28 protein-coding genes and 1 other RNA gene are annotated in these 25007 nt (G+C 67.3%); 13 read left to right on the top strand and 16 right to left on the bottom strand.

The features are described from left to right. Positions 1–72: 72 nt before the first annotated feature. A complete protein-coding gene (yihA, locus tag J0I99_RS04275; protein ID WP_291396068.1) occupies positions 73–723 on the top strand; it encodes a ribosome biogenesis GTP-binding protein YihA/YsxC in 651 nt (216 codons plus the stop codon). Positions 724–726: 3 nt separating this feature from the next. On the opposite strand, the gene J0I99_RS04270 is transcribed toward yihA, so the two are convergent. From J0I99_RS04270 to J0I99_RS04245, 6 genes are all read right to left on the bottom strand, one after another. Continuing rightward, positions 727–1890, bottom strand: a complete 1164-nt coding sequence (locus tag J0I99_RS04270) for a hypothetical protein (protein WP_291396067.1) — start codon at positions 1888–1890, stop codon at positions 727–729. A gap of 96 nt (positions 1891–1986) precedes the next feature. Next, entirely contained in the window at positions 1987–2742 is a 756-nt protein-coding gene (locus tag J0I99_RS04265) for a type 1 glutamine amidotransferase (RefSeq protein ID WP_291396065.1), read from the bottom strand. A gap of 347 nt (positions 2743–3089) precedes the next feature. Next, the gene (gene msrB / locus J0I99_RS04260) at positions 3090–3587 is read right to left on the bottom strand and encodes a peptide-methionine (R)-S-oxide reductase MsrB (RefSeq protein ID WP_291394348.1); all 498 of its coding nucleotides are present in this window, start codon (positions 3585–3587) and stop codon (positions 3090–3092) included. Between the two features lie 141 nt (positions 3588–3728). Then, positions 3729–4292, bottom strand: a complete 564-nt coding sequence (locus J0I99_RS04255; protein WP_291394346.1) for a fasciclin domain-containing protein — start codon at positions 4290–4292, stop codon at positions 3729–3731. A gap of 286 nt (positions 4293–4578) precedes the next feature. After that, positions 4579–5289, bottom strand: coding sequence for an anti-sigma factor (locus J0I99_RS04250; protein ID WP_291396063.1), 711 nt, complete (start codon positions 5287–5289; stop codon positions 4579–4581). Then, positions 5286–5834 (bottom strand): sigma-70 family RNA polymerase sigma factor, encoded by a 549-nt coding sequence (locus tag J0I99_RS04245; protein ID WP_291392477.1) that lies wholly within the window; start codon positions 5832–5834, stop codon positions 5286–5288. Before J0I99_RS04245 ends, J0I99_RS04250 begins: the two co-directional genes overlap by 4 nt. A gap of 142 nt (positions 5835–5976) precedes the next feature. Between J0I99_RS04245 and argB the strand changes: the two genes are divergently transcribed. Further along, positions 5977–6885: an acetylglutamate kinase gene (gene argB / locus J0I99_RS04240; protein ID WP_291396061.1), complete on the top strand. Its 909-nt coding sequence runs from the start codon at positions 5977–5979 to the stop codon at positions 6883–6885. Positions 6886–6953: 68 nt separating this feature from the next. Here the strand turns inward: argB and J0I99_RS04235 are convergent, their stop codons facing one another. Then, on the bottom strand, positions 6954–8462 hold the full coding sequence (locus J0I99_RS04235) for a DHA2 family efflux MFS transporter permease subunit (protein WP_291396059.1): 1509 nt from the start codon (positions 8460–8462) through the stop codon (positions 6954–6956). Positions 8463–8745: 283 nt separating this feature from the next. Here J0I99_RS04235 and J0I99_RS04230 point away from each other — a divergent pair, with 283 nt between their 5' ends. Further along, positions 8746–9447 carry a pyrimidine 5'-nucleotidase gene (locus J0I99_RS04230; protein WP_291396057.1) on the top strand — a complete coding sequence of 234 codons (702 nt, stop codon included), beginning with the start codon at positions 8746–8748 and terminating at the stop codon, positions 9445–9447. Between the two features lie 17 nt (positions 9448–9464). Here the strand turns inward: J0I99_RS04230 and J0I99_RS04225 are convergent, their stop codons facing one another. After that, entirely contained in the window at positions 9465–10319 is an 855-nt protein-coding gene (locus tag J0I99_RS04225) for an LOG family protein (RefSeq protein ID WP_291389617.1), read from the bottom strand. Positions 10320–10435: 116 nt separating this feature from the next. Here J0I99_RS04225 and dapD point away from each other — a divergent pair, with 116 nt between their 5' ends. The 4 genes from dapD to J0I99_RS04205 are packed head-to-tail and all read left to right on the top strand — an operon-like array spanning position 10436 to position 13530. Then, complete coding sequence (gene dapD, locus J0I99_RS04220) at positions 10436–11281, top strand: 2,3,4,5-tetrahydropyridine-2,6-dicarboxylate N-succinyltransferase (protein WP_291396055.1); 846 nt, start codon at positions 10436–10438, stop codon at positions 11279–11281. Then, positions 11274–12416 (top strand): succinyl-diaminopimelate desuccinylase, encoded by a 1143-nt coding sequence (dapE, locus tag J0I99_RS04215; protein ID WP_291396053.1) that lies wholly within the window; start codon positions 11274–11276, stop codon positions 12414–12416. The genes dapD and dapE overlap by 8 nt, the downstream gene beginning before the upstream one ends. Continuing rightward, a complete protein-coding gene (locus tag J0I99_RS04210) occupies positions 12413–12955 on the top strand; it encodes a hypothetical protein (protein WP_291396051.1) in 543 nt (180 codons plus the stop codon). Before dapE ends, J0I99_RS04210 begins: the two co-directional genes overlap by 4 nt. Positions 12956–12963: 8 nt before the next feature. After that, positions 12964–13530, top strand: a complete 567-nt coding sequence (locus J0I99_RS04205; RefSeq protein WP_291396049.1) for a hypothetical protein — start codon at positions 12964–12966, stop codon at positions 13528–13530. Position 13531: 1 nt separating this feature from the next. Here J0I99_RS04205 and truA read toward each other — a convergent pair whose 3' ends face one another. The 3 genes from truA to def all read right to left on the bottom strand — a co-directional run bounded on the left by truA (position 13532) and on the right by def (position 16047). Beyond that, positions 13532–14269 (bottom strand): tRNA pseudouridine(38-40) synthase TruA, encoded by a 738-nt coding sequence (truA, locus tag J0I99_RS04200; protein WP_291396047.1) that lies wholly within the window; start codon positions 14267–14269, stop codon positions 13532–13534. A 165-nt stretch (positions 14270–14434) separates the two neighbouring features. Beyond that, positions 14435–15355: a methionyl-tRNA formyltransferase gene (gene fmt, locus J0I99_RS04195; RefSeq protein ID WP_291396046.1), complete on the bottom strand. Its 921-nt coding sequence runs from the start codon at positions 15353–15355 to the stop codon at positions 14435–14437. A 170-nt stretch (positions 15356–15525) separates the two neighbouring features. After that, complete coding sequence (gene def / locus J0I99_RS04190; RefSeq protein WP_291390803.1) at positions 15526–16047, bottom strand: peptide deformylase; 522 nt, start codon at positions 16045–16047, stop codon at positions 15526–15528. A gap of 153 nt (positions 16048–16200) precedes the next feature. Here def and J0I99_RS04185 point away from each other — a divergent pair, with 153 nt between their 5' ends. Both J0I99_RS04185 and J0I99_RS04180 read left to right on the top strand, forming a co-directional pair. Further along, positions 16201–17376, top strand: coding sequence for a DNA recombination protein RmuC (locus J0I99_RS04185; RefSeq protein ID WP_291390801.1), 1176 nt, complete (start codon positions 16201–16203; stop codon positions 17374–17376). A gap of 81 nt (positions 17377–17457) precedes the next feature. After that, a complete protein-coding gene (locus tag J0I99_RS04180) occupies positions 17458–17925 on the top strand; it encodes a hypothetical protein (RefSeq protein WP_291390799.1) in 468 nt (155 codons plus the stop codon). 27 nt (positions 17926–17952) lie between these two features. On the opposite strand, the gene recR is transcribed toward J0I99_RS04180, so the two are convergent. From recR to ffs, 4 genes are all read right to left on the bottom strand, one after another. After that, positions 17953–18546: a recombination mediator RecR gene (gene recR / locus J0I99_RS04175; RefSeq protein ID WP_291396043.1), complete on the bottom strand. Its 594-nt coding sequence runs from the start codon at positions 18544–18546 to the stop codon at positions 17953–17955. A gap of 158 nt (positions 18547–18704) precedes the next feature. Continuing rightward, positions 18705–19025, bottom strand: coding sequence for a YbaB/EbfC family nucleoid-associated protein (locus J0I99_RS04170; RefSeq protein WP_291396040.1), 321 nt, complete (start codon positions 19023–19025; stop codon positions 18705–18707). After that, positions 19022–20806: a DNA polymerase III subunit gamma/tau gene (locus J0I99_RS04165; protein WP_291396038.1), complete on the bottom strand. Its 1785-nt coding sequence runs from the start codon at positions 20804–20806 to the stop codon at positions 19022–19024. The genes J0I99_RS04170 and J0I99_RS04165 overlap by 4 nt, the downstream gene beginning before the upstream one ends. Positions 20807–20888: 82 nt before the next feature. Further along, positions 20889–20984: signal recognition particle sRNA small type (ffs, locus tag J0I99_RS04160), an RNA gene on the bottom strand. Between the two features lie 95 nt (positions 20985–21079). On the opposite strand from ffs, the gene J0I99_RS04155 reads away from it, so the two are divergent. Together J0I99_RS04155 and J0I99_RS04150 are read left to right on the top strand one after the other, a co-directional pair. Beyond that, entirely contained in the window at positions 21080–21526 is a 447-nt protein-coding gene (locus J0I99_RS04155; protein WP_291396036.1) for a hypothetical protein, read from the top strand. A gap of 291 nt (positions 21527–21817) precedes the next feature. Continuing rightward, positions 21818–22036 carry a hypothetical protein gene (locus J0I99_RS04150; RefSeq protein ID WP_291396034.1) on the top strand — a complete coding sequence of 73 codons (219 nt, stop codon included), beginning with the start codon at positions 21818–21820 and terminating at the stop codon, positions 22034–22036. 183 nt (positions 22037–22219) lie between these two features. On the opposite strand, the gene J0I99_RS04145 is transcribed toward J0I99_RS04150, so the two are convergent. Continuing rightward, complete coding sequence (locus tag J0I99_RS04145) at positions 22220–23050, bottom strand: prephenate dehydratase (RefSeq protein ID WP_291396033.1); 831 nt, start codon at positions 23048–23050, stop codon at positions 22220–22222. Positions 23051–23291: 241 nt separating this feature from the next. On the opposite strand from J0I99_RS04145, the gene J0I99_RS04140 reads away from it, so the two are divergent. Both J0I99_RS04140 and J0I99_RS04135 read left to right on the top strand, forming a co-directional pair. Next, positions 23292–23945, top strand: coding sequence for a cytochrome c family protein (locus J0I99_RS04140; RefSeq protein WP_291390788.1), 654 nt, complete (start codon positions 23292–23294; stop codon positions 23943–23945). Between the two features lie 72 nt (positions 23946–24017). Next, complete coding sequence (locus J0I99_RS04135) at positions 24018–24965, top strand: glyoxylate/hydroxypyruvate reductase A (RefSeq protein ID WP_291396031.1); 948 nt, start codon at positions 24018–24020, stop codon at positions 24963–24965. The last annotated feature ends 42 nt before the right edge of the window (positions 24966–25007 follow it).

Here is a 25007-nt window from a genome sequence, read left to right as displayed (position 1 = left end):
CGTAGCGAAGCTGGGTGGGGGTGGCCCACGCACCGGCTTTCATTTTCACCGCCCCTCCCCTATTGAACGGCCATGAGCGACACGGCGCAGAAATTCAGCGATGACCAGATCGAGGCCGGGCGCCTGTTGTTCGCGCGGCCATTCACCTTCGTGAAAGGCTGCGTCCGCATCGCCGACCTGCCGCCGGCAGACAAGCTGGAGATCGCCTTTGCCGGGCGCTCGAATGTCGGCAAGTCCTCCCTGATCAATGCCCTGACCGGCACCACCGGCCTCGCCCGCACCTCGAATACGCCGGGGCGCACGCAGGAGCTCAACATCTTCGACAGCCAGTCGGCCGAGCTCAGGATCGTCGACATGCCCGGCTACGGCTTCGCCAAGGCGCCGGAGGACAAGGTGAAACAGTGGACCAGGCTGATCCACCAGTACCTCACCGGTCGCCCCAACCTACGCCGCGTCTACGTCCTGATCGACGGCCGGCACGGACCGAACGCCAACGACAAGAGCGTGATGAACGAGCTCGACAAGGCCGCGGTGAGCTACCAGGTGGTGATCACCAAGGCCGACAAGCCCAACAAGGCCGAACTCGACGCCGCCATCAAGAAGACCCGCGACAGCATCGCCAAGCGCCCGGCCGCCCATCCCGAGATCATCCTGACCTCGAGCGAGACCAGGTTCGGCATGGAGCAGCTGCGGGCCGAAATCAGGCAGTTGCTCGAGCAGTAGGCGCTACTGGACCGGTACGCGGGAGAGCTCGGACGCGCGCAGCGCGACCTGACCGGCCGGCTCGTCGCCGCTGCCCATGACGAGTTCGGCGATGGCGCCCTCACCGTCGAGCAGGGCGACGGTTGCATCGTGCGGCAGGTCGAAGCACGGGCCGCCCAGGCACGGGCCGCTCGAGGGGGTGGCCTCGAACACGCTGGCGCCAGCGCGGAAGCCGGGATCGCCATAGGGCGCGGTCCCTGCCACGTAGAAGCGCACACCACTCGCATCGGCCAGCGAGGCGGCGCCGGCGCCGTAGGTCATCACCCGGATCACGCTCTCAGGCGCGCGCGCCAGTGCCAGGCGGAATTCGGCGCCCCCGGAAGCGTAGGCGACGGGGCCGGCCCATACGGGATAGAGGATGCCGGGGGCACTGCCATCGGCGCGCTCGAGCGCCGGAACGACCGCTCCCGTCTGCGTCTGGAGCGGCTTCACCAGCCAGCCGTTGCTCTCCGCCGTGACTTCGAACTCGATCCGCTGCAGCACTTTGGCGGCCGCCGACTGGGCCAGGAGGATGCGATCCTGGTCGTCGATGGTGGCAATGGCGCCGAAGGTCGGCAGCGCGCCTTCCTCGGGCTCGGCCGAGGGCATGGCCGAGGCGGGAAGGCTCGCGGCCGCCGCCTGGCGCTGCGCTTCGGCGAAGGCCGGATAACTCTCGCCATAGACCTGCTGCAGGAAACCGTCGTAGCGCTCTGCGCTCGCCTGCTGATCGGCCGGCAGCGCGACGTGGTTGCGGTCGTCGCCGGGCAGCGTATTGAAGTGGAAGGCGAGCAGCATGGCCCGGAAGATGTCCTCGCTGGCCTTGGCACGCGCCGTCAGCAGATAGGAGTTGGCGGCGCTCGTGCACCCCGCTTCCGCCGCCTTCTGCGCGGCCTCGTCATCGGCGCCCTGCTTCCAGGCGTCGTAATCCTCGCGGCTCATGTCGCCGGTGATCAGGTTGATCGACTCGTCGGTGCTGTCGAGCGCCGTGATCACGGCTTCATGCAGATAGGTGTGCTCGACATACTTGAGCGCCGCGCATTTCAGGTTGAGCAGTTCCGCGGTGCGCAGCGTCACATAGTCGGCACGGTCGGCGCCCAGCGCCGGCGCGGCACAGGCGAGTGCGGCGGCAAAGGCAAGGCTCCTTGCCATGACAAAGTCCATATCGTTCCCCCAAGCCAAAGGCGCTCTGCACAGCGCGGAGCAAGCCTGCCTCAATCAGACGCTCGAAGAAAACACTTCCTTGGTCTAGCGCGTAAGGAATCCGCCGAGCCAGCCTGCCATGTCGCGGCTGTGCGACGGCGTCGCCACCGAGGCCACGGCGTTCTCGACCACCTCGTCCGGCGCCTTGCCCCGGCGCAGTTCGGCCAGCGCCAGCGTGTAGTCGTCGCTGAATTCGGGGTGCGGCTGGAGGCTCAGGGCCTTGCCGTTCTTGTAGACCAGCCCGGCATTGGGGGTGAAGTCGGAGCCCAGGAACACGTCCGCCTCGCCGGGCGGGGTGATCACCTGGTCCTGGTGCGAGCAGGCGATCGACAGCGCCGGCAGGTCGGTGGCGAGGAAATCGGGGCGCGACTTCACCGCGTAGGTGTGGCGGCCGAGGCCCCAGCCCCGTGCTGACTTGCGCACGTCGCCACCGAGCGCATCGGCCATGATCTGGTGGCCGAAGCAGATGCCAAGCATGGGGGTGTTCGCGGCATAGGCCGAGCGGATGAAGGCACGCAGCGGCTCGAGCCAGGCATGGTCCTCGTAGACGCCGGCGGCCGAGCCGGTGATCAGGATGACCTCGACCCTCGTCGGGTCCGGAAAGCCGGCACCATCGAAAACGGGCACGGTCTCGTAGTCGAAGTGCTGCCCGGCCTCGTCGAACATGCGCTTGAACATCGGCGGGTAGGCGCCGAACCGCGGGCGCAGCGGCGCCGGAACGTCGCCGGTCTGGATGATGGTGAGCTTCATGGCGCCAGAGATGGCGCGCTTCGTGGCGCCGTGCAAGGAGCCGCGGAGCATCGAACCCGCTGGCGGCCGAGATGCACCGAAGCGAGATCATGACGGGTGGCTGGTTCGGGCTCCCCCACCCAGTTCCGCTAGGTCCTCGCTAACGCGAGAACCAAGCTGCACTGCCCTCCCCACGAGGGGGAGGGAGGGGAGGGGATGGGGCGGTGATCACGGGTCTCCCTCCCCCTTGTGGGGAGGGCAGCGGCGCTTGTGAGCGCAGCGAACTGGCAAAGCTGGGTGGGGGTGAGGGCAACGAGCACCGGCGCCGGCGTTAGCGAGGTCAAACACCAGGCCCGCCCCGCCAAATGCCCGAACCCGTCAGCCGCGGGCTTGACCCGCGGTCCCATGCGGCAACGCGGTCATCCCGCCGCCGGGTGGAACTGCAGCGCGGCGCCGTTCATGCAGTAGCGCAGTCCCGTGGGCTGCGGGCCGTCGTCGAAGACATGGCCCAGATGCCCGCCGCAGCGGCGGCAATGCACTTCGGTGCGCGGATAGCCGAGCTTGGTGTCGGTGGACTCGCCCACGGCGTTGTCGAGCGGCTGGTAGAAGCTGGGCCAGCCGGTGCCGCTTTCGTACTTGGTCTTGGAGTCGAACAGCGGCAGGTCGCAACCGGCGCAGGCGAAGATGCCGGCGCGGTGCTCGTAGAGCAGTTCCGAGGTCCCCGGATACTCCGTGTATTCGTGCCGGAGCACCTGGTAGCTCAGCGGGTTGAGCTTCTTCTTCCACTCGGCGTCGGTGAGCGTGAACTCGAACGTCCCCTCGGCGGCCCGCGAGGACGACATGGGGCGGAATAGCAGGCCGGCAGCGCCGAGCGCCGCTGTGGCAGTTGCACCGAGCAGGAGTGAGCGGCGGCTGATGCTCATGGAGGCACCCCTTCTTAAAGCGGTTCAGTCTAGCGCCACGCGCGAGGCGCGGCAGTACAAATGGATGTGTCCCGCCCATTGGACGGGACACGAGGTCCGATGTCGAGATTGGGTCCGCACGAGGCGGAGCGAAAGTTACATCTTGGGCAGCAGGACCTTGTCGATGACGTGGATGACGCCATTCGACTGGATCACGTCGGCGATGGTAACCGTTGCCGCATTGCCGTTCTCGTCGGTGAAGGTGACCTTCCCGCCATCGGCCTTGGCCGTCAGCTTGCAGCCGCCGACCGTATCGACAACGGCCTGGCCACCGCCATCGGCGACCATCTTGGAGACGTCCGCGGCGAGCGCCTTGGCCGCGATGACGTGGCAGGTCAGGATCTTGACCAGCTGGTCCTTGTTCTCGGGCTTCAGCAGGGTGTCGACGGTGCCGGCCGGCAGGGCGGCGAAGGCTTCATTGGTGGGGGCGAGGACGGTGAACGGTCCGGGGCCCTTCAGCGTCTCGACAAGGCCGGCGGCCTTCACGGCGGCGACCAGCGTGGTGTGATCGGCGGAGTTCACAGCGTTGTCGATGATGTCCTTGGTCTCGGACATGGCCGCGCCGCCGACCATCGGGTTCTCGGCATAGGCAATGGAGCCCAGAGCGGTGACCGAGAGCATGGCCGCGGCGGCAAATACACGCAGAGTGGAGAGTTTCATCGTATCTTCCTTCCTTTGACTGGGTCCCGCGTTGGTTGCGGTGTGACGGGAGGAAATACGGGGAGGTGTCCGGCGCAGTTTCGGATCACATTTTCGCAGGTCGCGGTTTATTTGGCCTCGTGCGCGAAACTCTCTTGCCGCGGGATTCGTAGGGCGGGCGCGCTTCCCTCCCAATCACCGGGTCACTCCCGCGACAGCGGGAATCCCTGTTTGGCCGCACGCACAGAAAACAGAGGTTCCCGCTTTCGCGGGAATGACTCCGTGCATGAGGCAAAGGAGAACGCGATCAGATCGGCGTCGCGGTACCCACGGCGACGATCGGGCCCTGGGCCACGCCGGTCGGCGAGCCGCCCTTCTGCTCGAGGGTGACGGCGAATACCGTGCCCGGCGCGATATTGGCCTTAGCGGCGGCGTCGAGCGGGATCTCGCGCTTCTGGTTGACCGGCAGCACGCCCATCGACACCGCGGGCTGGTCGCCCTTGATGTACCAGAGCTCGTAGTCCTTGTCGGGCACCGCATCGCCCTTGAGCGACGTGATGCGGACCTGGCCGAGGGCCTGGTCGTAGACGGCGATGAACTCGACCCCGAACCCTTCCTGCGACTGGATGGCGGCGACGAGCTGGGTGGCAAGGGTCGAGGGATCGAACCTGGGCTGGGTCAGGTTGACGCCCACCGCGAGCACGGCGACTGCGGCAGCGGCGGCCGTGAGGCTGCGCCACAGGGCCAGCGAATTCCACCAGCCGGTCCGGGCCGGAGCCCCGAACAGGCGGGTCTCGATGCGTTGCAGCAGGTTGGCGGGCGGGGCGACCTCGGCAAACTCGCTGTCGAGGCTGGACAGACGGTTGCGCCACAGGCGCAGGTCGGCCGAGAGCGCCGCCTCGGTGGCGATGCGGCGTGCGACGGCAGCGCGCTCGCCGCCCTCCAGCAGGCCGAGCGCGTACTCGGCGACCAGGACCTGGTCGTCTTCCCTACCGCCGCTGTGGCCTTCCGTGCTCATGCCGTGAGGCACTCTCTCAGTTTGATCAGGCTCCGGCGGAGCCAGGTTCGCATGGTGTTCAGCGGCACGCTGTGGCGCGTCGCCAGTTCTTCGTAGCTGAAGCCGTCGAGGTAGGCGCCCCGCACGCAATCGGCCTTGTCGGCCTCGAGCGTTTCGAGACACCCGTCGATGCGCGTCCGTTCCGAGCCCTGGATCGTGGCCTGTTCGGGGTCGGGTCCCCCGTCCGCCAGGTCGATCGCCGCATCGATATCGTCGCTCACCGGCTTGCGTGCCCGCAGGACGTCAAGGGCATGGTTGCGGGCAACCGCCACCAGCCAGCTGATCGGGCTGTAGCCCCCCGCCACGTAGCGGTCGGCACGTTGCCAGATCTTGACATACACCTCCTGGAGCGCCTCCTCGGCTTCCGATCTGTCCTTGAGGATACGGAGCGTCACGCCGAATAGTTTCGCGCTGGTCCGGCTGTAGAGATCACGAAATGCCCCGCGATCCCTGAGCGCAGTGCGGGCAATGAGGTCGGCGATGTCGGAGGTGGTCCCGCTCGTCATGGCCGGACCTTAGCCAAAGCCTTCGCCGCTGCCTATAGGCGTCGCGAGCTGTCACCAAATCTTCGCCATTGTCCTCGTTTTGAAACCCGGCGGGCGCAAAAGCGCTTTCGACTCCAACGGAATGCGCTATAGGACGAGGCAAATGGATACTCTGCGAAACATGCCCGACATCGAGAGCTTTTCCCGGGACGCCGCGGTCCTGTCGCAAGCCCTGCCCTACATGCAGCGTTACGAGGGCAAGACCGTCGTCGTGAAGTACGGCGGCCATGCCATGGGCGACACCAGCCTGGGCCAGGCCTTTGCCCGCGACATCGCGCTGCTCAAGCAGTCGCGCGTCAACCCGATCGTGGTGCATGGCGGCGGGCCGCAGATCGCCTCGATGCTGAAGAACCTCGGCATCGAGTCCAAGTTCGAGGGCGGCCTGCGGGTCACCGACAAGCGGACCATGGAAGTGGTCGAGATGGTGCTGGCCGGCTCGATCAACAAGGAAATCGTCGCACTGATCAACGCCGAGGGCGAGTGGGCGATCGGGCTGTGCGGCAAGGACGGCAACATGGTCTTCGCCCGGAAGGCCGAGAAACGCGTTCAGGATCCGGGCTCGAATATCGAACGCGTACTCGACCTGGGCTTCGTCGGCGAGCCGGTGGAGGTCGACCGCACGCTGCTCGATACGCTCGCCCGTTCCGAGATGATCCCGGTGATCGCCCCGGTGGCGCCCGGCCGAGACGGCAACACCTACAATATCAACGCCGACACCTTCGCCGGCGCCATTGCCGGCTCGCTCGGCGCCAAGCGCCTGCTGTTCCTCACTGACGTCGACGGCGTCCTGGACCAGAACAAGAAGCTGATCCCCGAGCTCAACATGCGCGACGCCAAGGCGCTGATCGCCGACGGCACGATTTCGGGCGGCATGATTCCCAAGGTCGAGACCTGCCTCGAGGCACTCGACAATGGCGTCGAGGGCGTCGTGATCCTCAACGGCAAGACGCCGCACGTGGTGCTGGTCGAACTGTTCACCGAGCATGGTGCCGGCACGCTGATCGTCAGGTAGGCTCGACCCCGATCGAGGCGACTTCGACACCCTCCCCGCTCGGCGGGGAGGGTGTCGCGCTTTCTGCGTCAGGCCTCGGCCACGACCGACGGCGGCGCGGCTGGCGCGTGCCCCTGCCCGGGCTGATGCGGCGGCCGGATCTTGAGGAACGGCACGAGGATCACCACCAGGCCGAACGAGACGATCTGATAGATGATCGCCGGAGCCGCGGCCTCGGCAAAGGCGGAGGCCGGGGTCGCGCCGGCCGCAAAGCCACTCGCGAGCCCGGTGAAGAATATCTCGCCCACCAAAGCCACGCCGATGGCGCCGCCAATCTGCTGGAAGGCCTGGAGCGCGCCGGCGCCGGCGCCCGCATCGCGTGACGGCACGCCGGCCAGCACGGACTGGAACAGGCCCGAAAAGCCCAGTCCGAGCCCGAGCCCTGCCAGGAAGAGGGGCGGCAGGAACACCCAGTGGTCGGTGCTCTGGCCCAGTCCGCGGATGGTGAAGTCCAGCCACGCGATGCCGACGACGAGGATGGCGGCACCCAGTCCGAGGCGAGTGCGCAACCAGCGCTGGCCCAGCCGGCCGATGAACAGGGACACGGTGAGCACACCGACCGAGAACGGCGTGTTGGTCAGCCCCGATTCGAGCGGCGTGAAGCCGAAGCCGGATTGCAGCATCAGCGACAGCACCATGAACATCGCCGGGACGCCCGAGGCAAAGATCGTGGTGATCAGCAGGCCGAGCAGGTAGTTGGGATTGCTGATCAGGCTGAAGTTGAGCAGTTGCGGCTTGTCGCCGGCGGCCCGGCGCCGCTGCCAGAGCACGAACAGCGCGGCCAGCGCGAACGAGCCCGCGATCATGCCCCAGGCCCAGGCCGGCCAGCCGAAGGCGCGCCCCTCGACGAGGGGATAGACCAGCGCGACCATGGCGGCGACGAACAGCGCGATGCCGACGAAGTCGTTCTTCAGCCCCGGGTGCCCCGGCGTGCGGGGAATGAGGTACCAGCCCGCAACCACGGCGACGATGCCGACCGGCACGTTGACGAGGAAGATCGGGCGCCAGTCCAGTCCGCCGAGGTTGGCGCCGATCAGTATGCCGCCCAGGATCGGACCGGTGACCGCTGCAAGACCGGAACTGAGTCCGAACAGCGAGAAGGCCTGCCCCTTCTCCTCGGGCGGGAAGGTCACCTGCGCGATCGCCAGCACCTGCGGCGTCATCGCCGCGCCGGCCAGCCCCTGCAGGACGCGCGCGATGATCAGCCATTCGATCGACGGTGCCAGGCCGCACAGCGCGGACGCAGCGGTAAAGGCTGCCACGCCGATGAGGAACATGTGCGTGCGGCCGACGATATCGCCGAGACGCCCGAACGGCAGCAGGCCGAGCGCGAAGCTCAGCACGTAGGCGGCAATGACCCACTCGATCTCGTTCGGGCCGGCCCCCAGGTTCTTCTCGAGACTGGGCAGCGCCACGTTGACGATGGTGACGTCGATCAGGTTCATGAAGCTGGCTATGAGCAGCACGGCGAGCGCCACCCAGCGGCGCGGGTCGGCATCGGCCTTGGAAGTCGGCACGTGGAATTGGTGGGCAGACATAAAGCTTCCCTCAGGTCTCAAACACATGCACGAAGGCCCGGCGCAGCGCGCCGCAGAGCCATTCGAGTCCTTCGAGGGTGTTGTCCGGGCTGGATGACATCAGGCGGAAATGCCTGCAGGGCTCAGGCTACACCTACGGCGGGCGTATCGCGCTGGCAGCGGCAGAGCCGGGGCACGCCTCCCGCGAGGCCCGTCGGAATACACGCCTCCCGTGTCTCCAGCAAGCGATTGATCAACGATTTTCGGCAGTGCCCTGCGACCGGCTTTCTGGCATGATGCAGGGATGATCGACCTCGACTCTCGCCGATCGCTCACCCATGTCACCGATTGGGTGTTCGATCTCGACAACACGCTCTACCCGCGCGAATGCAACCTGTTCGCCCAGATCGACCTGCTGATCTCGGACTACATGGTGCGGGTCACCCAGCTGCCGTATGACGAAGCGCGGGCGCTGCAAAAGGCCTACTACCGCGACTACGGCACGACGCTGAACGGGCTGATGCAGCGTCACGAGGTCGACCCCGACCACTTCCTTTCGACCGTGCACGCGATCGACTACTCCCCGGTGGTGGCGCATCCCGACCTGATCGGGGCGATCCGCGCCTTGCCCGGCCGCAAGTTCATTCTCACCAATGGCGATGTGGGGCACGCACGGGCGGTGCTCGGCCGACTGGGCGGGGCGGAGGACCTGTTCGAGGATATCTTCGATATCCGTGCGATGGGCTACAGGCCCAAGCCGCTGGCGGAAGCCTATTCGGTGTTCTTCGAAAAGCACGGCATCGATGCACGCCGCGCGGCGATGTTCGACGACCTCGAGAAGAACCTCAAGGTGCCGCACGACACCGGCATGGCCACGGTGCAGGTCATCGCATCGGACTCGTTCATGCACGAGCAGGTCGAGTCGTGGGAGCTGGAGCGGACCGGCGGCGCGCACGTGCACCACATGACCGCCGACCTCGCCGGGTTCCTGCGCAAGCTGCCGTAGGGCGGGGAGCGTCCTCGCTATTCGGCGGCCAGCGTCACCTCCGGCAGGTTGTAGTGCTGGCGGACGACGTTCCAGCCTTCCTCGGCGCTATCGACCAGGGTGAACAGGTGGGGATCGTCCGGCGCGATGGTGCCCGCTTCGGCCAGCGCCCCGAAGTTGATTACCCGGCTCCAGAACTCCTTGCCGAACAGCAGCAGGGGCACCCGCTCCATGCGACCGGTCTGGATCAGGGTCAGCGTCTCGAAGAACTCGTCGAGCGTGCCGAAGCCGCCCGGGAAGATGGCGACGGCACGGGCGCGCAGCAGCAGGTGGATCTTGCGCGTCGCGAAATAGTGGAAGTTGAAGCACAGGTCCGGCGTGATGTAGCCGTTCGGCGTCTGCTCGTGCGGGAGCACGATGTTGAACCCGATGCTGGGCGCTCCGACATCGGCGGCACCGCGGTTCCCGGCCTCCATCACCCCCGGGCCGCCGCCGGTGACCACGACATAGTCGTGGAAGTCGAGCGCGCGGGCGGTGAGCGAGGCGTACTGGGCGAAGCGGCGCGCCTCGGAGTAGTAGTGCGACGCAGCCTCGAGATTCTTCTTCTGCGTCTCGTTGCGTGCGGCCCAGGCCGGCTTGCCCGGCTCGGGAATGCGGGCGCCGCCGAACAGCACCACGGTCGAGCGGATGCCGTGTTCGCGCAGGCGGAATTCGGCCTTGAGGTATTCGAGCTGGAAGCGGATGCCGCGCGTATCCTCGCTGGTCATGAACTCGTCGTCGGAAAAGGCGAGCCGGAAGGCGGCGGATTCGGTCTGCGGCGTCGACGGCGCGCGTTTGGCCGCGGCAAGGTCCTCGCTCGAGGTGCGCAGCGGGGTGTTGGCGCGTCTGGCCATCTCACGTCTCCAAAAACTCAGGTTCAAGCTTGCATCGCGCCGGGTTAAGGATCGTTGACAGGTCGGGCAAGCCGGATAATGTCCGGCCGCCTCCATCTCCCGCAGAAAGTCGACCCATGCCCTTTGCCGATCTCGCCCGCACCATCGATGCCGCCTGGGAGGCGCGCGCCGACATCAACTCCGGCACGACCGGCGCGGTACGCGAGGCGGTGGACGAGGCGCTGAACCTGCTCGACAGCGGCAAGGCCCGCGTCGCCGAGCGCCAGGTCCCGACGCAATGGACGGTGAACCAGTGGTTGAAGAAGGCGGTGCTGCTGAGCTTCCGCCTCAACGACAACCGGCTCATCTCCGGCTCGGCCGGCGGCGCCTCGTGGTGGGACAAGGTGCCCACCAAGTTCGAAGGCTGGGGCGAGAACAATTTCCGCGAGGCCGGCTTCCGCGCCGTGCCGGGCGCCGTGGTGCGCAAGTCAGCCTTCGTGGCGAAGAACGTCATCCTGATGCCGAGCTTCGTCAACGTGGGCGCCTATGTCGACGAAGGCACCATGGTCGACACCTGGGCCACCGTCGGCTCCTGCGCGCAGATCGGCAAGAACGTCCACCTTTCGGGCGGCGTCGGCATCGGCGGCGTGCTCGAGCCGATGCAGGCCGGCCCGACCATCATCGAGGACAACTGCTTCGTCGGCGCCCGCTCCGAAGTGGTCGAGGGCGTCGTCGTCGGCGAGGGATCGGTCATCTCGATGGGCGTGTTCATCGGGGCCTCGACCAAGATTGTCGACCGCGCCACCGGCGAAGTGCATATCGGCAGGGTCCCGCCCTATTCCGTCGTCGTCTCCGGCAGCCTGCCCGGCAAGCCGCTCCCCAACGGCCAGCCCGGCCCGAACCTTTACTGCGCCGTGATCGTCAAGACCGTCGACGCCCAGACGCGGTCGAAGACCGGCATCAACGAGCTGCTGCGTGACTGACGTGGTCGACCCCGTCCAGCTCCTCGCCGCCCTCATCCGCGAGCCGTCGGTCACCCCTGAGCTCCACGGCGTCTTCGAGGTGCTCGAAGCGGCTTTGATCCCGCTCGGCTTCACCTGCCAGCGCGTGCGGTTCGAGGGCGACGGTTCGTACCCGGTCGACAACCTGTTCGCGACGCGCGGGACGGGCGGCAGGCACCTGCTGTTCGCCGGCCATACGGATGTCGTGCCGCCGGGTGACGAGGCGGCGTGGAGGCATCCGCCGTTTGCAGCCGAGATCGTCGACGGCACGATCTACGGGCGCGGCGCGGCGGACATGAAGTCGGGCATCGCGGCCTTCGTCGCCGCCATTTCGCGCGCGCCGGCCGACGGCACCATCTCGCTCGCCATCACCAACGACGAGGAAGCCGACTCGGTGAACGGCACCGACAAGCTGATGGCCTGGGCGGCGGCAGAGGGCCATCGCTTCGACTTCGCCATCGTGGGCGAGCCGAGCGCCACGGCGCGGGTCGGCGACTCGATCAAGGTCGGGCGGCGCGGTTCGCTCAACGGGCAGATCCGGGTCACCGGCACGCAAGGCCATGTCGCCTATCCGGACAAGGCCAACAATCCGCTGCCGGTCGCGGCAGCGCTGATGCTGGCGCTGTCGGGCAAGCTCGACGACGGCACCGAGCACTTCCCGCCATCGAACCTCGAGTTCACCTCGATGGACGTCGGCAACGCCACCACCAATGTCATCCCGGCCTCGGCGTTGCTGCGCTTCAACGTGCGCTACAACGACCGCTGGACGCCCGAGACGCTGGTCGCGGCGATCGAGGACGTCATCGCCAACCAGGACAAGCGGAATTGCGCTGTCGAGTTCGCCGTGGCTGGCCGGCCCTCGCGCTCGTTCCTCTCCGATCTCGGCGGCGGCATCGAGACGCTGATCGAGACCATCTCCCGTCGCACCGGCATCCCGCCGGAGCTGTCGACGGGAGGAGGCACCTCGGACGCGCGCTTCATTGTCGAATACTGCCCGGTGGTCGAGTTCGGCCTCCCCGGGCCGACCATGCACAAGATCGACGAGAACATCCGGCTGTCCGACCTCGAGGACCTGACGGCGCTCTACGCGCAGTTCATTGCGGACTATCTCGGGTGAACGCCTTCACCGAGCTGTGGCGCGCCCTGCTCGGCTGGCTCGACCTGCTGACTGCGCAGCCCGGCGCGGCCGGCAAGTTCAACCTGAGCAGGGTGGGCCTCGTCAACGCGACGGGGTTCTATGTCGTCGCCGCCCTTTGTTCCATTGCGGTGCCCGGCATTGCCGGCGGCATCGTACCGGGCTGGATGCAGGTCGCGGTCGGACTGCTGTTCAACCTGCTGCTGCTGCTGGCGATCCTGCTCGCCACCTGGGGTACGGCGCGGCTCCTGCGTGTCGGGGTGCTGGCAATCGCCGTTCCCAGCATCTATGCGCTCGGGATCGTCGAGGTGCTGTCGCTGCCGCTCGTCTTCGTGCGCAGCGATGCCGCCGCCATCGCCCTCCTCGGGGTGCGCGGCTTCATGTTCTACCGGGCAGCGCGGGAGGCCGGCCGGCTCGGCATCGGGGTTTCCCTGGCGTTTGCCATTCTTTGCATCGTGCTGCTTGCCGCCATCCCTCTGGGCCTCTACATGCTCCTGGGCGGCGGGCAAGGGATCGGTTAGTGCCTCAGTTGAATACCAGTCTGGTGGACGAAGCGCGCGCGGCGGCAAGGGGCCTGCTTGCCCTGCTTGTCGGCGATCGGGGCGCCTCGCGGTATTTCTCGTTCAGCCGAGCCGGGCTTGCCGGCAGTTTCATCGCGCTCCTCTTGGTCACCGCCATCGAACTTGTGGCCACTGCCGCGCTGGGCGGCGGGGGCATGTTCGGCGCGCTGGTGCAGCAGGTGATCGTCTATGGCGCGGTTGTGGGCGCTTCCGCGCTGTACCTGCGCCAGATCGGCAGGAACGACGCGCTGGTGCCGTTCGTCGTCACGCTCAACTGGTCCAACGCCATCCTGTCGCTGGCGATGCTGGCAACCATTCTGCTGGGCCTGACCGTGCTCAGCTTCGTCTTCCTGATCGCCGGCATCGTGCTCTCGATCAATATCGGCCGTGTAGTGATGACACTTAGGCCGATGCAGATCGTGCTGCTGATCATCGCCCAGGCGGTCGGCCTCGTCGCGGCGCTGCTGGTGCTGGTCATGCTGTTCCCGCCCTCGGCCGAGGACCTGGCGGCCATCGCAGCGGCGGCCCGGGGCTAGCCTAGTAGTCCACCTTCGTCAGGTAGAGACCGTCGGGCGGCGCCAATGGGCCGCAGCGGGCGCGGTCGCGCGCGTCGAGCGCGGCGCGGAAGTCGCGCGGCGTCCACTTGCCCTCGCCGACCAGCTTCAGTGAACCCACCATCGAGCGCACCTGCGAGTGGAGGAAACTGCGTGCCTTAGCGGTGACGACGATCATCTCCGACTCGCGGCGAACGTTGAAGATGTCGAGCGTGCGCTCCGGCGACTTGGCCTGGCATTCGGAGGCCCGGAACGTCGTGAAGTCGTGCCTGCCGAGGATCGATTGCGCGGCCTCGTGCATGGCGTCGGCCTCAAGCTCCACCGGCACGTGCCAGACCCGGCCGGCATCGAGCGCCGCCCGGGCGCGGCGATTGAGGATGCGGTACTCGTAGTGCCGGGCGATGGCGGAGAAACGAGCCTCGAACTCTTCGCCGACCTGCTCGCAGGTCAGGATCGCCACCGGGTGCGGCTTGGTGTGGTAGTTCAGCGCCTCGCGGATCTTGAACGGATCCCATTCCCGCTCGAGGTCGAAATGCACGACCTGCCCCAGCGCGTGCACGCCGGCATCGGTGCGGCCCGCCGCCTGGGTGACGGCATCCTCGCCCGAAAAGCGCGCGATGGCGTCCTCTAGCACCTGCTGCACCGAGAGGTCATGCGCCTGCATCTGCCAGCCGCAGAACGGCCGGCCGTCATATTCGACGGTGAGACGGTAGCGGGGCATGTCAGCTCCCTGCCGTGCAGGAGAAAGGCCCCCTCACCCGGCGCTGCGCGCCGACCTCTCCCCCCAGGGAGAGGTGCGATGCGGCTCGATCTCGCCGCAGCACCACCTCTCCCTGGGGGGAGAGGTCGGAGCGCACGGCGCTCCGGGTGAGGGGGCCTTCGGCTATCACGAGGCCCGCTCCGGCAGCGCCCCTGCCCCGCGCAGAAACGTCGCGGCATCCATCGCGCCCTTGCCCTCGCGCTGCACGGCGACGAGGCGCACCGCGCCGCTGCCGCAGGCGATGGTCAGATCGGGCAGGATCGTGCCCGGCGCGCCGCTGCCGCTGACGAGCGTGGAGCGCAGCACCTTGATGCGCGTCGGCGTGCCGTTGAGCGTGAGTTCGAACCAGGCGCCGGGGAACGGCGACAGGCCACGGATCAGGTTGTGCACTTCGGCGGCCGGCTTGCTCCAGTCGATGCGCGCCTCAGCCTTGTCGATCTTGGCCGCGTAAGTCACGCCCGCCCCCGACTGCGGCGTGAAGTGCAGGCTGCCGCGCTCGAGCGCGGCGAGGGCCCGGCCCATCAGGTCGGCACCGACCAGCATCATCCTGTCATGCAGTTCGCCGGACGTCATGTCCGGGCCGATCGGCATTTCCTCGACGAGACCGACCGGGCCGGTGTCGAGCCCCTCGTCCATCTGCATGACCATGACGCCGGTGCGCGCATCGCCCGCCATCACGGCGCGCTGGATCGGGGCGGCGCCGCGCCAGCGCGGCAGGAGCGAGCCGTGGAGGTTGAGGCAGCCAAGCCGCGGCGCTTCGAGGATTGGCCTGGGCAGGATCAGGCCATAGGCGACGACCACGGCCAGGTCGGCATCGTGCGAAGCAAAGACCTCCTGTTCCGGCGCCTGCTTCAGCGAGCGCGGCGTGAACACCGGAATGCCGAAACCCTCGGCCGCCTCGTGCACCGGCGACTTGCGCTCGGCCTGCCCGCGACCGGCCGGTTTTGGCGCGCGCGTATAGACGGCGACGACCTCGTGCCCGGTCGAGACGATCTCGGTGAGGGTGGGCACGGCGAATTCGGGCGTGCCCATGAAGACGATTTTCACGGGAGTTGGGCTCCTCTTCCTTCCCTCTCCCCTTGAGGGAGAGGGTGCCCGAAGGGCGGGTGAGGGGAAGTCGCCCTCGCTACGCTCGGAGCGGTCATCGCGAGCGATGACAACCCCTCATCCGGCGCTTCGCGCCACCTTCTCCCTCAAGGGGAGAAGGAAGACGAACGTCAGCTCGCCTTCTTGCTCAGCCGCTCGGCCTTCTGGAATTTCTTCAGCACCCGGTCGCGCTTCAGCCGGCTCAGGTAGTCGATGTACAGCACGCCATCGAGGTGGTCGATCTCGTGCTGGATGCAGATGGCCAGCCGGTCGCCGGCGTCACGCTCGGTCACCTTGCCGTCGAGGTCGGTGTAGCGCACCGTGATCTCGGCCGGACGCTCGACATCGTAGTAGAGCTCGGGGATCGACAGGCACCCCTCCTCGGTCACCACGGTCTCGTCCGAGTATTTGAGGATCTCCGGGTTCACCATCACGATCGGTTCGGGCGTCTCGCCTTCCTTGGCGAGGTCCATCACCACGATGCGGCGGAGTTCGCCGATCTGCGGGGCGGCGAGGCCGATGCCGGGTGCATCGTACATGGTCTCCAGCATGTCCTTGGCGAGCTGCTTCACCTCATCGTCGATCTTGTCGATCGGCTCCGCAATGGCGCGCAGGCGCTCGTCGGGCAGGATCAGGATGGGGCGCTTGGCCATGAACGTTCGGGTCCTTCATCGGGAGATGCCGCTGAATATGGTATTTCCCGGCCCGGGGTCAACGCCCCAGCCGGTCGGCACGTCCTGAACGATCCCGGCGACGCGCGTGAACAATGAGGGAACAGCGTTCGGCGAATCGTGTAGTCTGCCGCCATGGACCGCATCCTCTTCACCGTCGCCGACTTCGCCATCACGCTCGAGATCGCGGCCTTCGCGGCGGCAGGACTGTTCGCCGTGCTGCTGGTGGCCCTCCTGGTCGTCGTCGTGCGCCAGTCGCGGGCCCGGTCTGACGAGGCCCGGCAGCGGGCCGAAGAGGCGGAGGTGCTGCGGCTCAAGTCCGCCGAGACCGAGCGGTACCTGGCCGACATGATGCGCATCCAGTCCGAGATGACGGGCCGCATGCAGACGATGAGCGAGATCTTCGGCTCGCGCACCTCCGACCTCGCGCGCCTGGTCAACGAGCGGCTCGACAGCCAGGGCCAGCGCATCGGCGCGGCCATGCAGGAGACGAACGCCAAGACCAACGAGAGCCTCATGAAGCTGCAGGAGCGGCTGGCGGTGATCGACCGGGCGCAGTCCAACATCGCCCAGTTGAGCCAGAACGTGGTCTCGCTGCAGTCGATCCTCGCCAACAAGCAGACGCGCGGCGCGTTCGGCCAGGGCAGGATGGAGGCGATCATCGGCGATGGCCTCGCGCCCAACGCCTATGCCTTCCAGGCGACGCTCTCGAACGGCAACCGGCCCGATGCGCTGGTCTACATGCCCAACGGCGCGCCCTCGCTGGTGATCGACGCGAAGTTCCCGCTCGAAAGCTGGCAGCGTTTCACCACGGCGGCCGAGGGCGAGGATCCGCGCTTTGCGGCGTCGGGCTTCCGCAATGACATGGGCGTCCACATCAAGGCGATCTCCGAGAAGTACCTGATCGCCGGCGAGACGGCCGACACGGCGTTCCTGTTCGTGCCGTCGGAATCGATCTTCGCGGACCTGCACGAGCATTTCGAGGATGTGGTGCAGCGTGCCCTCAAGGCGCGGGTGGTGATCGTCTCGCCCTCCATCCTGATGCTGTCGATCCAGGTGGTGCAGGCCCTGCTGCGCGACGTGCGCATGCGCGAGGAAGCCTATCGCATCCAGACCGAGGTGCGGGCGCTGCTTGGTGACGTGGGCCGGCTCGACGAGCGGGTGCGCAAGCTCCAGACCCACTTCACCCACGTCAGCAACGATATCGGCGACATCCTCACATCATCCAGCAAGGTGCTGCGCCGCGGCGAGCGCATCGAGGCGATGGAGTTCGACGACGCCAGGCCCGATCAGCGCCTCGCCGGGGAATGACGGTCGACCAACGGCCGCCTCGCTGAACCCGTGACGCGGGTCGGGCATTGTCCTATCATCACCTGATGGGAGGTTGGGCCAATGGCTGCCAACAATCACTTCCGCGGGCTGCTCGCCGAGGATACGCCAGCCGGCAATGACGGGGATACGCCCGGGTTTGCCCAGCCGGTCAGCCAGACCGAGATCGAGGAATTGCTGTACGGCGACGACTGGCCGATCGAGGAGCGGCTGGCCCGGCTCAAGGCGGTGCGCGACGAAATGCTGGAGCTCGAGCCAACCGACTTCGGTGACGATGACCCGCAGGTGCTGGTCCGAGCCATCGACGATGCCATTGCCCGGCTCGAGCAACTGGGCGGCGAAGGCATGGATCCCACCTCGGTCGACCACGATGCCACCGCCCACCGCGAGACGCTGGCGCCGGATTCGGACGAGCTCGAGGAGATCGCCGAGGCCGACGAAGCCTCCTACAGCGAGGATGAGGCGGACGACGATTCAGTCGACAAGAGCCAGTGGATCGACGGTGAGGACCGCGACGAGGAAGCGCGGTAGCCTGCTTCGAGACCCCCACCTTAACCCCTAGAGCGCGGTGCGGGCCTTCAGCGCCTGGCTGAGCGTACCCTCGTCGAGGTAGTCCAGTTCGCCGCCCACCGGCACGCCGTGAGCCAGCCGGGTGATCTTCACCCCGCTGGGCGCCAGCCGATCGGTGATGTAGTGAGCCGTGGTCTGGCCCTCCACCGTAGCATTCACCGCCAGCACGATCTCGGAGAACTCGGGCGCGCGCTTCAGCAGCGCATCGATCGACAGTTCGTCCGGACCGACGCCGTCGAGCGGCGACAGCACACCGCCGAGCACATGGTATTTCACCGCCCCCACCCCGGCGCGCTCCAGCGCCCAGAGGTCGGCGACGTCCTCGACGACAATCAGGATGCCGCTGTCGCGGCGCGGATCGGCGCAGATGTGGCAGGGCGAGCGGGTGTCGATATTGCCGCACACCTCGCATTCGGTCACCGCCGCCACGGCGCGATCGAGCGCCGCCGAGAGCGGGATCATCAGCTGGTCCTTCTTCTTGATCAGCTGCAGCACGGCCCGGCGGGCCGAGCGCGGCCCAAGCCCCGGCAGCCGCGCCAGCAGCAGGATCAGTTGCTCGATCTCAGGTCCGCCGTTGGCCATTGGTCAGATTGTCCTGATTGCTTCAATCACCACCGGGTCATTCCCGCGAAAGCGGGAACCTCCGTTTGCTGAGCGTGCCGGACATCCGGCAAACAGAGATTCCCGCTTTCGCGGGAATGACCCCGTGGGTGGGTGGGGCGAGTGCAAGCCGCCGACCTTCAGAACGGAAACTTCAGCCCGGGCGGAATCGGCAGTCCCGCCGTCACTTCCTGCATCTTGGCGTTCGTCTCGTATTCGACCTTGCCCTTGGCGTCGTTGTGCGCGGCGATGATCAGGTCCTCGAGCACCGAGACATCGTCGGAGACGAGGCTCTTGTCGATCTTCAGCCCCTTCATCTCGCCCTTGCCGTTGAGCGTGACGACCACCAGCCCGCCGCCCGAGCGGCCCTCGATCACCATCTCGGCAATCCTGGCCTGCAGCTCCTCCATCCGCCCCTTCATCTCCTGGGCGGCCTTCATCATGTTCATCAGGTCTTTCATTCGTCTTCGTCCTCGTCGGTATCGCGGTTGATCATGTCCGCGTAGGCCTCGATCGGCACCTGTTCCTGCTTCATCGTGACGCGCACCGTCGCGCCGGGGAAGGTATCGAGGATGGCCTGCACGAGCGGGTCCTGGTGGGCTTCCCGGCGCACGGCCTCGTGCCGCTCCTCGCGCTGCTCGCGCAGGGTGGGCACATGCGGTGCATCGGTCTTGAGCGTGATCAGCCACTGCTTGCCGGTCCACAGCTTCAGCCGGGCCGAGAGCGTCTGAATGATGCCGGGGTCGGCATTCTCGACCAGCGCCACCTCGAGCCGGCCATCGGCGATCGAGACCGGGCGCAGCGACTGCTCGAGCGCGAGCTTCACCAGCACGTCGCGCTTCTCGCCGGCCAGCGCCACAAGTTCGGCATAGGTGCGAGGACTGGCGAACGCCTGGGGCGCCGCCTGGGTGACGGCGGGCGCCGGGGCCGGGGCCGCCTCGAACTGAGGCGCCACCTGCGGCTGCAGCTGCCGTGCCGCCGAAGACCCGCCGCCGCCCGGGCCGCGCGCCACGGGTGCGGTCTGCGGCGTCCCCGGCGTCGGCTGGTTCGCGAGCCGCGCGATCAACTCGTCCGGCGTCGGCAGGTCGGCCGCATAGGCGAGACGCACCAGCACCATCTCGGCGGCCTGCAGCGCATTGCCCGCCTGCTGCACCTCGTCATAGCCCTTGAACAGGATCTGCCAGGTGCGGCTGAGGGCGCGCATGCCGAGCTTCTGGGCCAGTTGCGCGCCACGACTGCGTTCGTCCGGGGTCAGCGACACGTCGTCGGCGGCGGCGGGGACGATCTTGATGCGGGTGACGAGGTGGGTGAAGTCGCAGAGGTCGGCGATGATGGTCTGCGGGTCGGCGCCGGCGTCGTAGAGCTCGCGCAGGTTACTGAGCGCATGGGCGATGCGCCCGGCCATCAGGGCCTCGAAGAGGTCGATGGTGCGGGCGCGGTCGCCGAGGCCGAGCATGGCCTTGACCGTCGCGGCCGTGACCCGGCCGTCGCCATGGCTGATGGCCTGGTCGAGCAGGGACTGGTTGTCGCGCACGCTGCCTTCGCCGGCGCGCACGATCATCGCCAGCGCCTCCGGCTCGTAGTCGATACCCTCGCGACCGAGCAGGTCGACGAGATGGCTGGTCATGATGTCGGGCGGCACGCGGCGCAGGTCGAAACGCATGCACCGGGAGAGGATCGTCACCGGAACCTTGCGGATTTCGGTGGTGGCGAAGATGAACTTGACGTAGGGCGGCGGCTCTTCGAGCGTCTTCAGCAGCCCGTTGAAGGCGGCCGTCGAGAGCATGTGCACTTCGTCGATGATGTAGACCTTGTAGGGTGCCGAAACCGGCCCGTACTTCACCGAGTCGATGATCTCGCGGATGTCGTTGATGCCGGTGTTGGAGGCCGCGTCCATTTCCACCACGTCGACATGCCGGCCCTCGATGATGGCGCGGTCGTGGATGCCTTCCTTGTCGAAATCGAGCGTCGGGCGGCGGCCGTTCTCGTCCTCGTAGTTGAAGGCGCGCGCCAGGATGCGGGCCGTCGTGGTCTTGCCCACGCCGCGCACGCCGGTCAGGATGAAGGCGTGGTGGATGCGGCCGGACTTGAACGCGTTGCGCAGCGTCTGCACCATCGCGTCCTGGCCGATCAGCGAGGCAAAGCTCAGCGGCCGGTACTTGCGGGCAAGCACCAGGTAGGGCGACGCGGCCGCGGAGGCGGCGGGCGCGGGCGGGTCGTCGGGGAACATTCCGTCAGCCATGCAGTGCATATAGCGAGCGCAGGCGCGCTTCGCAAAAGATCATGCCCGCCAAAGCCGGCACCGGACGACAAACATGTGGGGAAGTAGGAGGCTGGCAACGACCCGTGAAGGTCTCGTTGGGGCTGCTACCTTCCGGTCCTGACCCGGTTGGCGAGGAACACGTCCGCGCCAACCTCCCGCTCGCTATATGGCGCCTCATCGCACCGAGCGCAAGATGCAACCGGCCGGGCCCTCGCTTCGTTTATGCGGCAGGGATGCGCGAAGGGTGGAACCATGATCGCCAGAGGCAGCCAGGATGAGGCCGAGGCCCGTCACCACATCGCCATGTGGCAAGGCATGATCCCGCACTGGAATGTGATGGCGGACGGGTTTCGTTCCGCTGCCCGCGGTCGGGCCTTCGCAACCGATGCACTGCTGGGCGAAGCCGACCGGACGCGACGCGACATCATTTCGGCACTCGAACTGACGGATCGCCTGATCGATAACCTGCCACCCGGCCACGACCTCCGGCGCGACCTGTTCCAGATCACGGCGGCGCTCGAAAGCCTCAGCGAAAGCATCGCGATCTCGGCCGAGGCCATGGTGCCGCGCATCCAAGCCGGCCAGAACGTGGCGGGGCTCAGGTACCTGGTGGGGGCCTTGCGGAAGGACGCCGGGCTGGGTCTGGACGCTGCCGGGCATGGACAGCGGGCGGAGCTGTTCGACCCCACTTCCCGCTGAACCAGCCAAGCCACTGAAATTCCCTCCACGCACGATGTCATCCTGCGAAGGCAGGGACCCAACGCGCAGCCCCCGCTGGCGGTGAGATGGGTCCCAGCCCTGCGCTGGACCGGATGGTGCATCCCGGCGGAGGGCGGGGCCCAGCTTGAGATGCTTCGGCCCGCTACAGAGGCGTAGGCATCCCGGATTCCCCACGGCGCCGGAATGACCCGGGGGTGAACCGTCCCCTCACAGCTTGTTAACAAACTGGGGCGCATTCTCATCAACATCACGAGCCCAAGGAGGCTTGTCATGTTGAAGTCAGTGCGTGTTCCCAGTGAGCTGATGGCGCTCAGCCAGATGCAGCGGGCCAGCATCCGCGAAGTCGGCGCGCCCCTGTTCCTCCCCGCCTTCCAGGCCCAGATCCTCGAGGCCGGCGCCCACCGGGCCGACGAGGACGACGATCTCGACCGGGGCGTGGATGCCGGGGGCATGACCATCGGCGCCGACGAGGACGACGACTTCTACTGAGCCCGTTTGGGCAGAGCCTAGCCACCCACCTACCCTCAACGCACCGGGGTCATCCCCGCGAAAGCGGGGACCTCCGTTTGCGATGGCACGGGCTGCGCCAAAACAGGGGTTCCCGCTTTCGCGGGAATGACTCCGTGAATTGCTGCAACACTTCGCCATGATGACCTAGGCCATACTTCACCCTCAGTCTGGCGAGGCGGCCGGATAGACGCCGAGGATGTGGAAGTGGTCGGTGAAGAAGTTCAGTTCCTCGAAGGCCAGCTGCACGTTGCGATCGTCGGGGTGGCCCTCGATATCGGCGTAGAACTGCGTGGCGGTGAACGAGCCGTCGAGCATGTAGCTTTCGAGCTTGGTCATGTTGACGCCGTTGGTGGCGAAGCCGCCCATGGCCTTGTAGAGCGCCGCCGGCACGTTGCGGACGCGGAAGACGAAGGTCGTCTTCACCTTGCCACTGCCGCGGACCGGCGTTTCCGGGCGCTTGGAAATGACGAGGAAGCGCGTCGTGTTGTGCGCCGCATCCTCGATATTGGCGGCGACCACGTCGAGCCCGTAGACTTCGGCGGCGAAGCGCGAGGCAATGGCGCCCACGGTCCGGTCGCCGCGCTGCGCCACCTCGCGGGCCGAACCGGCGGTATCGACGCCGTTGATGGTCTTGAGCTTGTGCCGCGAGATGAACTTGCGGCACTGGCCGAGCGCCACCGACAGCGACTGCACGGACCTGATGTCCTCGAGCGTCGTGCCCGGCAGGCCGAGCAGGTTCATCTCGATGCGGAGGAAGTGCTCGCCGTTGATGTGGAGGCCGCTCTCGGGCAGCAGGTGGTAGATATCGGTGATGCGGCCATAGAGCGAGTTTTCCACGGGCACGACGCCATAGTCGGCATCGCCGTGCTGCACGGCGGCGATGGTGTCCTCGAAGGTGACGCAGGGCAGCGCTTCGTCGGCCGGAAAGAGCGCGTGCGCCGCGGCGTGGCTGAAGGCGCCGGGTTCGCCCTGGAACGCGATCTTTCTCGACATCATGCAAGCTCCGATATGACAGCGGCGCTTTAATGCGACCGCACTGCGCCCAAGTCAATCTTGAGTACACCGCTCCGCTTTTCTCGTTGTCGCAGGCGGCGCGAAGCCCGTTGCGCCCCACAAAACAGCGGACTATCTTCCGCCCGCGTCGGGACGGGGCTTGAAGCGCCGGTGCAGGCTAGGTATGGCCTTGCACTGTTCCGCCGTTCAGCAACCGGCGTCAAAGGCTAAGATACCCGCGATGGATTCGTTCGAACTCAACAAGATCATTGGCGCCATCCTCGGCACCCTGCTTTTCGTCATGGGCGTGGGGTTCCTGGCCGAAGCCATCTACCACCCGATCGAGGGCCGCGGCCCGGGCTACACGCTGCCCGAGGCGGAAGCCGCGGGAGCGCATGGCGCGACCGCCGAGGCCGCCGCGCCGGAAGTGCCACTGGGCACGCTGCTGGCCAGCGCCGACGTCGCTGCCGGCCAGGCCGCCGTCAAGAAGTGCGCCAGCTGCCACAACTTCGGCGCCGGCGAATCCAACAAGACCGGCCCGCTGCTCTACGACGTTGTCGGCCGCCTGATCGGCAGCCACGAGGGCTTCGCCTACTCGGCCGGCATGGAAGAGCACAAGACCAAGGGCGACATGTGGTCGTATGAGAACCTCAACGCGTTCCTGACCTCGCCCAAGACCTTCACGCCCGGCACCAAGATGAGCTTTGCCGGCGTCAAGGACCCGGTCGAGCGCGCCAACATCCTGGCCTACCTGTCGACGCTGTCGGCCTCGCCGGTACCGTTCCCGGCCCCCGAGGCGGCTCCCGCTGCCGCAGCCGCTCCGGCAGCTGATGCGACGGCCGCCCCGGCCGCCACGGCGCCGGCCACCACCGAAGCTGCGCCGGCCGCGCACTAGGCGGGCTGATCGCCGATCCGAGATGCGAGCCGCGCCGATGGTGCGGCTCTTTCGTTTTTGGGGGACACCGACATGACCTTGCTGCTGCACCTCGCCGATTTCAACGAACGGCGCTGGGCCGACGGCTTCGCAGCCGCCCTGCCCGGCTACCGGGTGGTGACACGCGCCGACGCCTATGATCCGGCCGAGGTCGACTACATCTTCATCTGGAAGCCCAAGGCCGATGCCTTCGACGGGCTGGTCAGCCTCAAGGCGATCCTGTCGCTCGGCGCCGGTGTCGACGCGGTGCTGCGCCACCCCAACCTGCCGGCGGGCATACCGATCGTGCGCTTCATGGACGAGTCGCTGACCCAGCAGATGTGCGACTACATCCTCGCGAGCGCGCTGGCGCACCATCGGCTCGTCACCCGCTTTGCCCGTGATAAGGCCGCGAAGCGCTGGTCACAGCTCTATCCGGCGCCGGCGTGGAGCACCACCGTCGGGGTGATGGGCCTGGGCGCCATCGGCAGCGCGGCGATCCGCATGCTCGGCGCCATCGGCTTCAGGACGCGCGGCTGGAGCCGCAGCGCCAAGCAGATCGAGGGCGTGCCGACCTTTGCCGGGCCCGAGGGGTTCGACGCCTTCCTGTCCGAGACGGACATCCTGGTCAACGTGTTGCCGCTGACGCCCGAAACACACGGCATCCTCAACTACGAGACGTTCGCCAAGCTGCGCAAGGGCGGGCTCGACGGCTACGGCCCGGCGGTGGTCAACTGCGGCCGCGGCGGCCACCAGCGCGAAGCCGACCTGGTGCGGGCGCTGACCGACGGCACGCTCGGCTCGGCCAGCCTCGACGTCTACGAGTCCGAACCGTTGCCGGCGGAGAGTCCGCTGTGGAACCTCGACAACGTGCTGTTCACCCCGCACATCGCCGGCGCGTCGACGGAGAAGACCGGCGTCGTCTACTTCTCCCAGGTGATCCGCGACCACATGGCCGGCAAGCCGCTGCCCAATATCGTGGATCGGGCGCGCGGCTACTGAGCCGCCCAAGCTCCCCTCCCCCTTGAGGGGAGGGGCTGGGGG

The sequence above is a fragment of the Devosia sp. genome (genome assembly GCF_017307495.1).
In the GTDB taxonomy this organism is placed as follows: Bacteria; Pseudomonadota; Alphaproteobacteria; order Rhizobiales; family Devosiaceae; genus Devosia_A.
The sequence above is the reverse complement of the archived record's forward strand: the minus strand, read 5'-3'. Positions and strand labels throughout refer to the sequence as shown.

Excerpts from the sequence above, each read along its gene's own strand:
- yihA (WP_291396068.1), top strand. The coding sequence starts at position 73 with ATGAGCGACACGGCGCAGAAATTCAGCGATGACCAGATCGAGGCCGGG.
- J0I99_RS04270 (WP_291396067.1), bottom strand. The coding sequence starts at position 1,890 with ATGGCAAGGAGCCTTGCCTTTGCCGCCGCACTCGCCTGTGCCGCGCCG.
- J0I99_RS04265 (WP_291396065.1), bottom strand. The coding sequence starts at position 2,742 with ATGCTCCGCGGCTCCTTGCACGGCGCCACGAAGCGCGCCATCTCTGGC.
- J0I99_RS04255 (WP_291394346.1), bottom strand. The coding sequence starts at position 4,292 with ATGAAACTCTCCACTCTGCGTGTATTTGCCGCCGCGGCCATGCTCTCG.
- J0I99_RS04250 (WP_291396063.1), bottom strand. The coding sequence starts at position 5,289 with ATGAGCACGGAAGGCCACAGCGGCGGTAGGGAAGACGACCAGGTCCTG.
- J0I99_RS04245 (WP_291392477.1), bottom strand. The coding sequence starts at position 5,834 with ATGACGAGCGGGACCACCTCCGACATCGCCGACCTCATTGCCCGCACT.
- argB (WP_291396061.1), top strand. The coding sequence starts at position 5,977 with ATGGATACTCTGCGAAACATGCCCGACATCGAGAGCTTTTCCCGGGAC.
- J0I99_RS04235 (WP_291396059.1), bottom strand. The coding sequence starts at position 8,462 with ATGTCTGCCCACCAATTCCACGTGCCGACTTCCAAGGCCGATGCCGAC.
- J0I99_RS04230 (WP_291396057.1), top strand. The coding sequence starts at position 8,746 with ATGATCGACCTCGACTCTCGCCGATCGCTCACCCATGTCACCGATTGG.
- J0I99_RS04225 (WP_291389617.1), bottom strand. The coding sequence starts at position 10,319 with ATGGCCAGACGCGCCAACACCCCGCTGCGCACCTCGAGCGAGGACCTT.
- dapD (WP_291396055.1), top strand. The coding sequence starts at position 10,436 with ATGCCCTTTGCCGATCTCGCCCGCACCATCGATGCCGCCTGGGAGGCG.
- truA (WP_291396047.1), bottom strand. The coding sequence starts at position 14,269 with ATGCCCCGCTACCGTCTCACCGTCGAATATGACGGCCGGCCGTTCTGC.
- def (WP_291390803.1), bottom strand. The coding sequence starts at position 16,047 with ATGGCCAAGCGCCCCATCCTGATCCTGCCCGACGAGCGCCTGCGCGCC.
- J0I99_RS04185 (WP_291390801.1), top strand. The coding sequence starts at position 16,201 with ATGGACCGCATCCTCTTCACCGTCGCCGACTTCGCCATCACGCTCGAG.
- J0I99_RS04180 (WP_291390799.1), top strand. The coding sequence starts at position 17,458 with ATGGCTGCCAACAATCACTTCCGCGGGCTGCTCGCCGAGGATACGCCA.
- recR (WP_291396043.1), bottom strand. The coding sequence starts at position 18,546 with ATGGCCAACGGCGGACCTGAGATCGAGCAACTGATCCTGCTGCTGGCG.
- J0I99_RS04170 (WP_291396040.1), bottom strand. The coding sequence starts at position 19,025 with ATGAAAGACCTGATGAACATGATGAAGGCCGCCCAGGAGATGAAGGGG.
- J0I99_RS04165 (WP_291396038.1), bottom strand. The coding sequence starts at position 20,806 with ATGGCTGACGGAATGTTCCCCGACGACCCGCCCGCGCCCGCCGCCTCC.
- J0I99_RS04155 (WP_291396036.1), top strand. The coding sequence starts at position 21,080 with ATGATCGCCAGAGGCAGCCAGGATGAGGCCGAGGCCCGTCACCACATC.
- J0I99_RS04150 (WP_291396034.1), top strand. The coding sequence starts at position 21,818 with ATGTTGAAGTCAGTGCGTGTTCCCAGTGAGCTGATGGCGCTCAGCCAG.
- J0I99_RS04145 (WP_291396033.1), bottom strand. The coding sequence starts at position 23,050 with ATGTCGAGAAAGATCGCGTTCCAGGGCGAACCCGGCGCCTTCAGCCAC.
- J0I99_RS04140 (WP_291390788.1), top strand. The coding sequence starts at position 23,292 with ATGGATTCGTTCGAACTCAACAAGATCATTGGCGCCATCCTCGGCACC.
- J0I99_RS04135 (WP_291396031.1), top strand. The coding sequence starts at position 24,018 with ATGACCTTGCTGCTGCACCTCGCCGATTTCAACGAACGGCGCTGGGCC.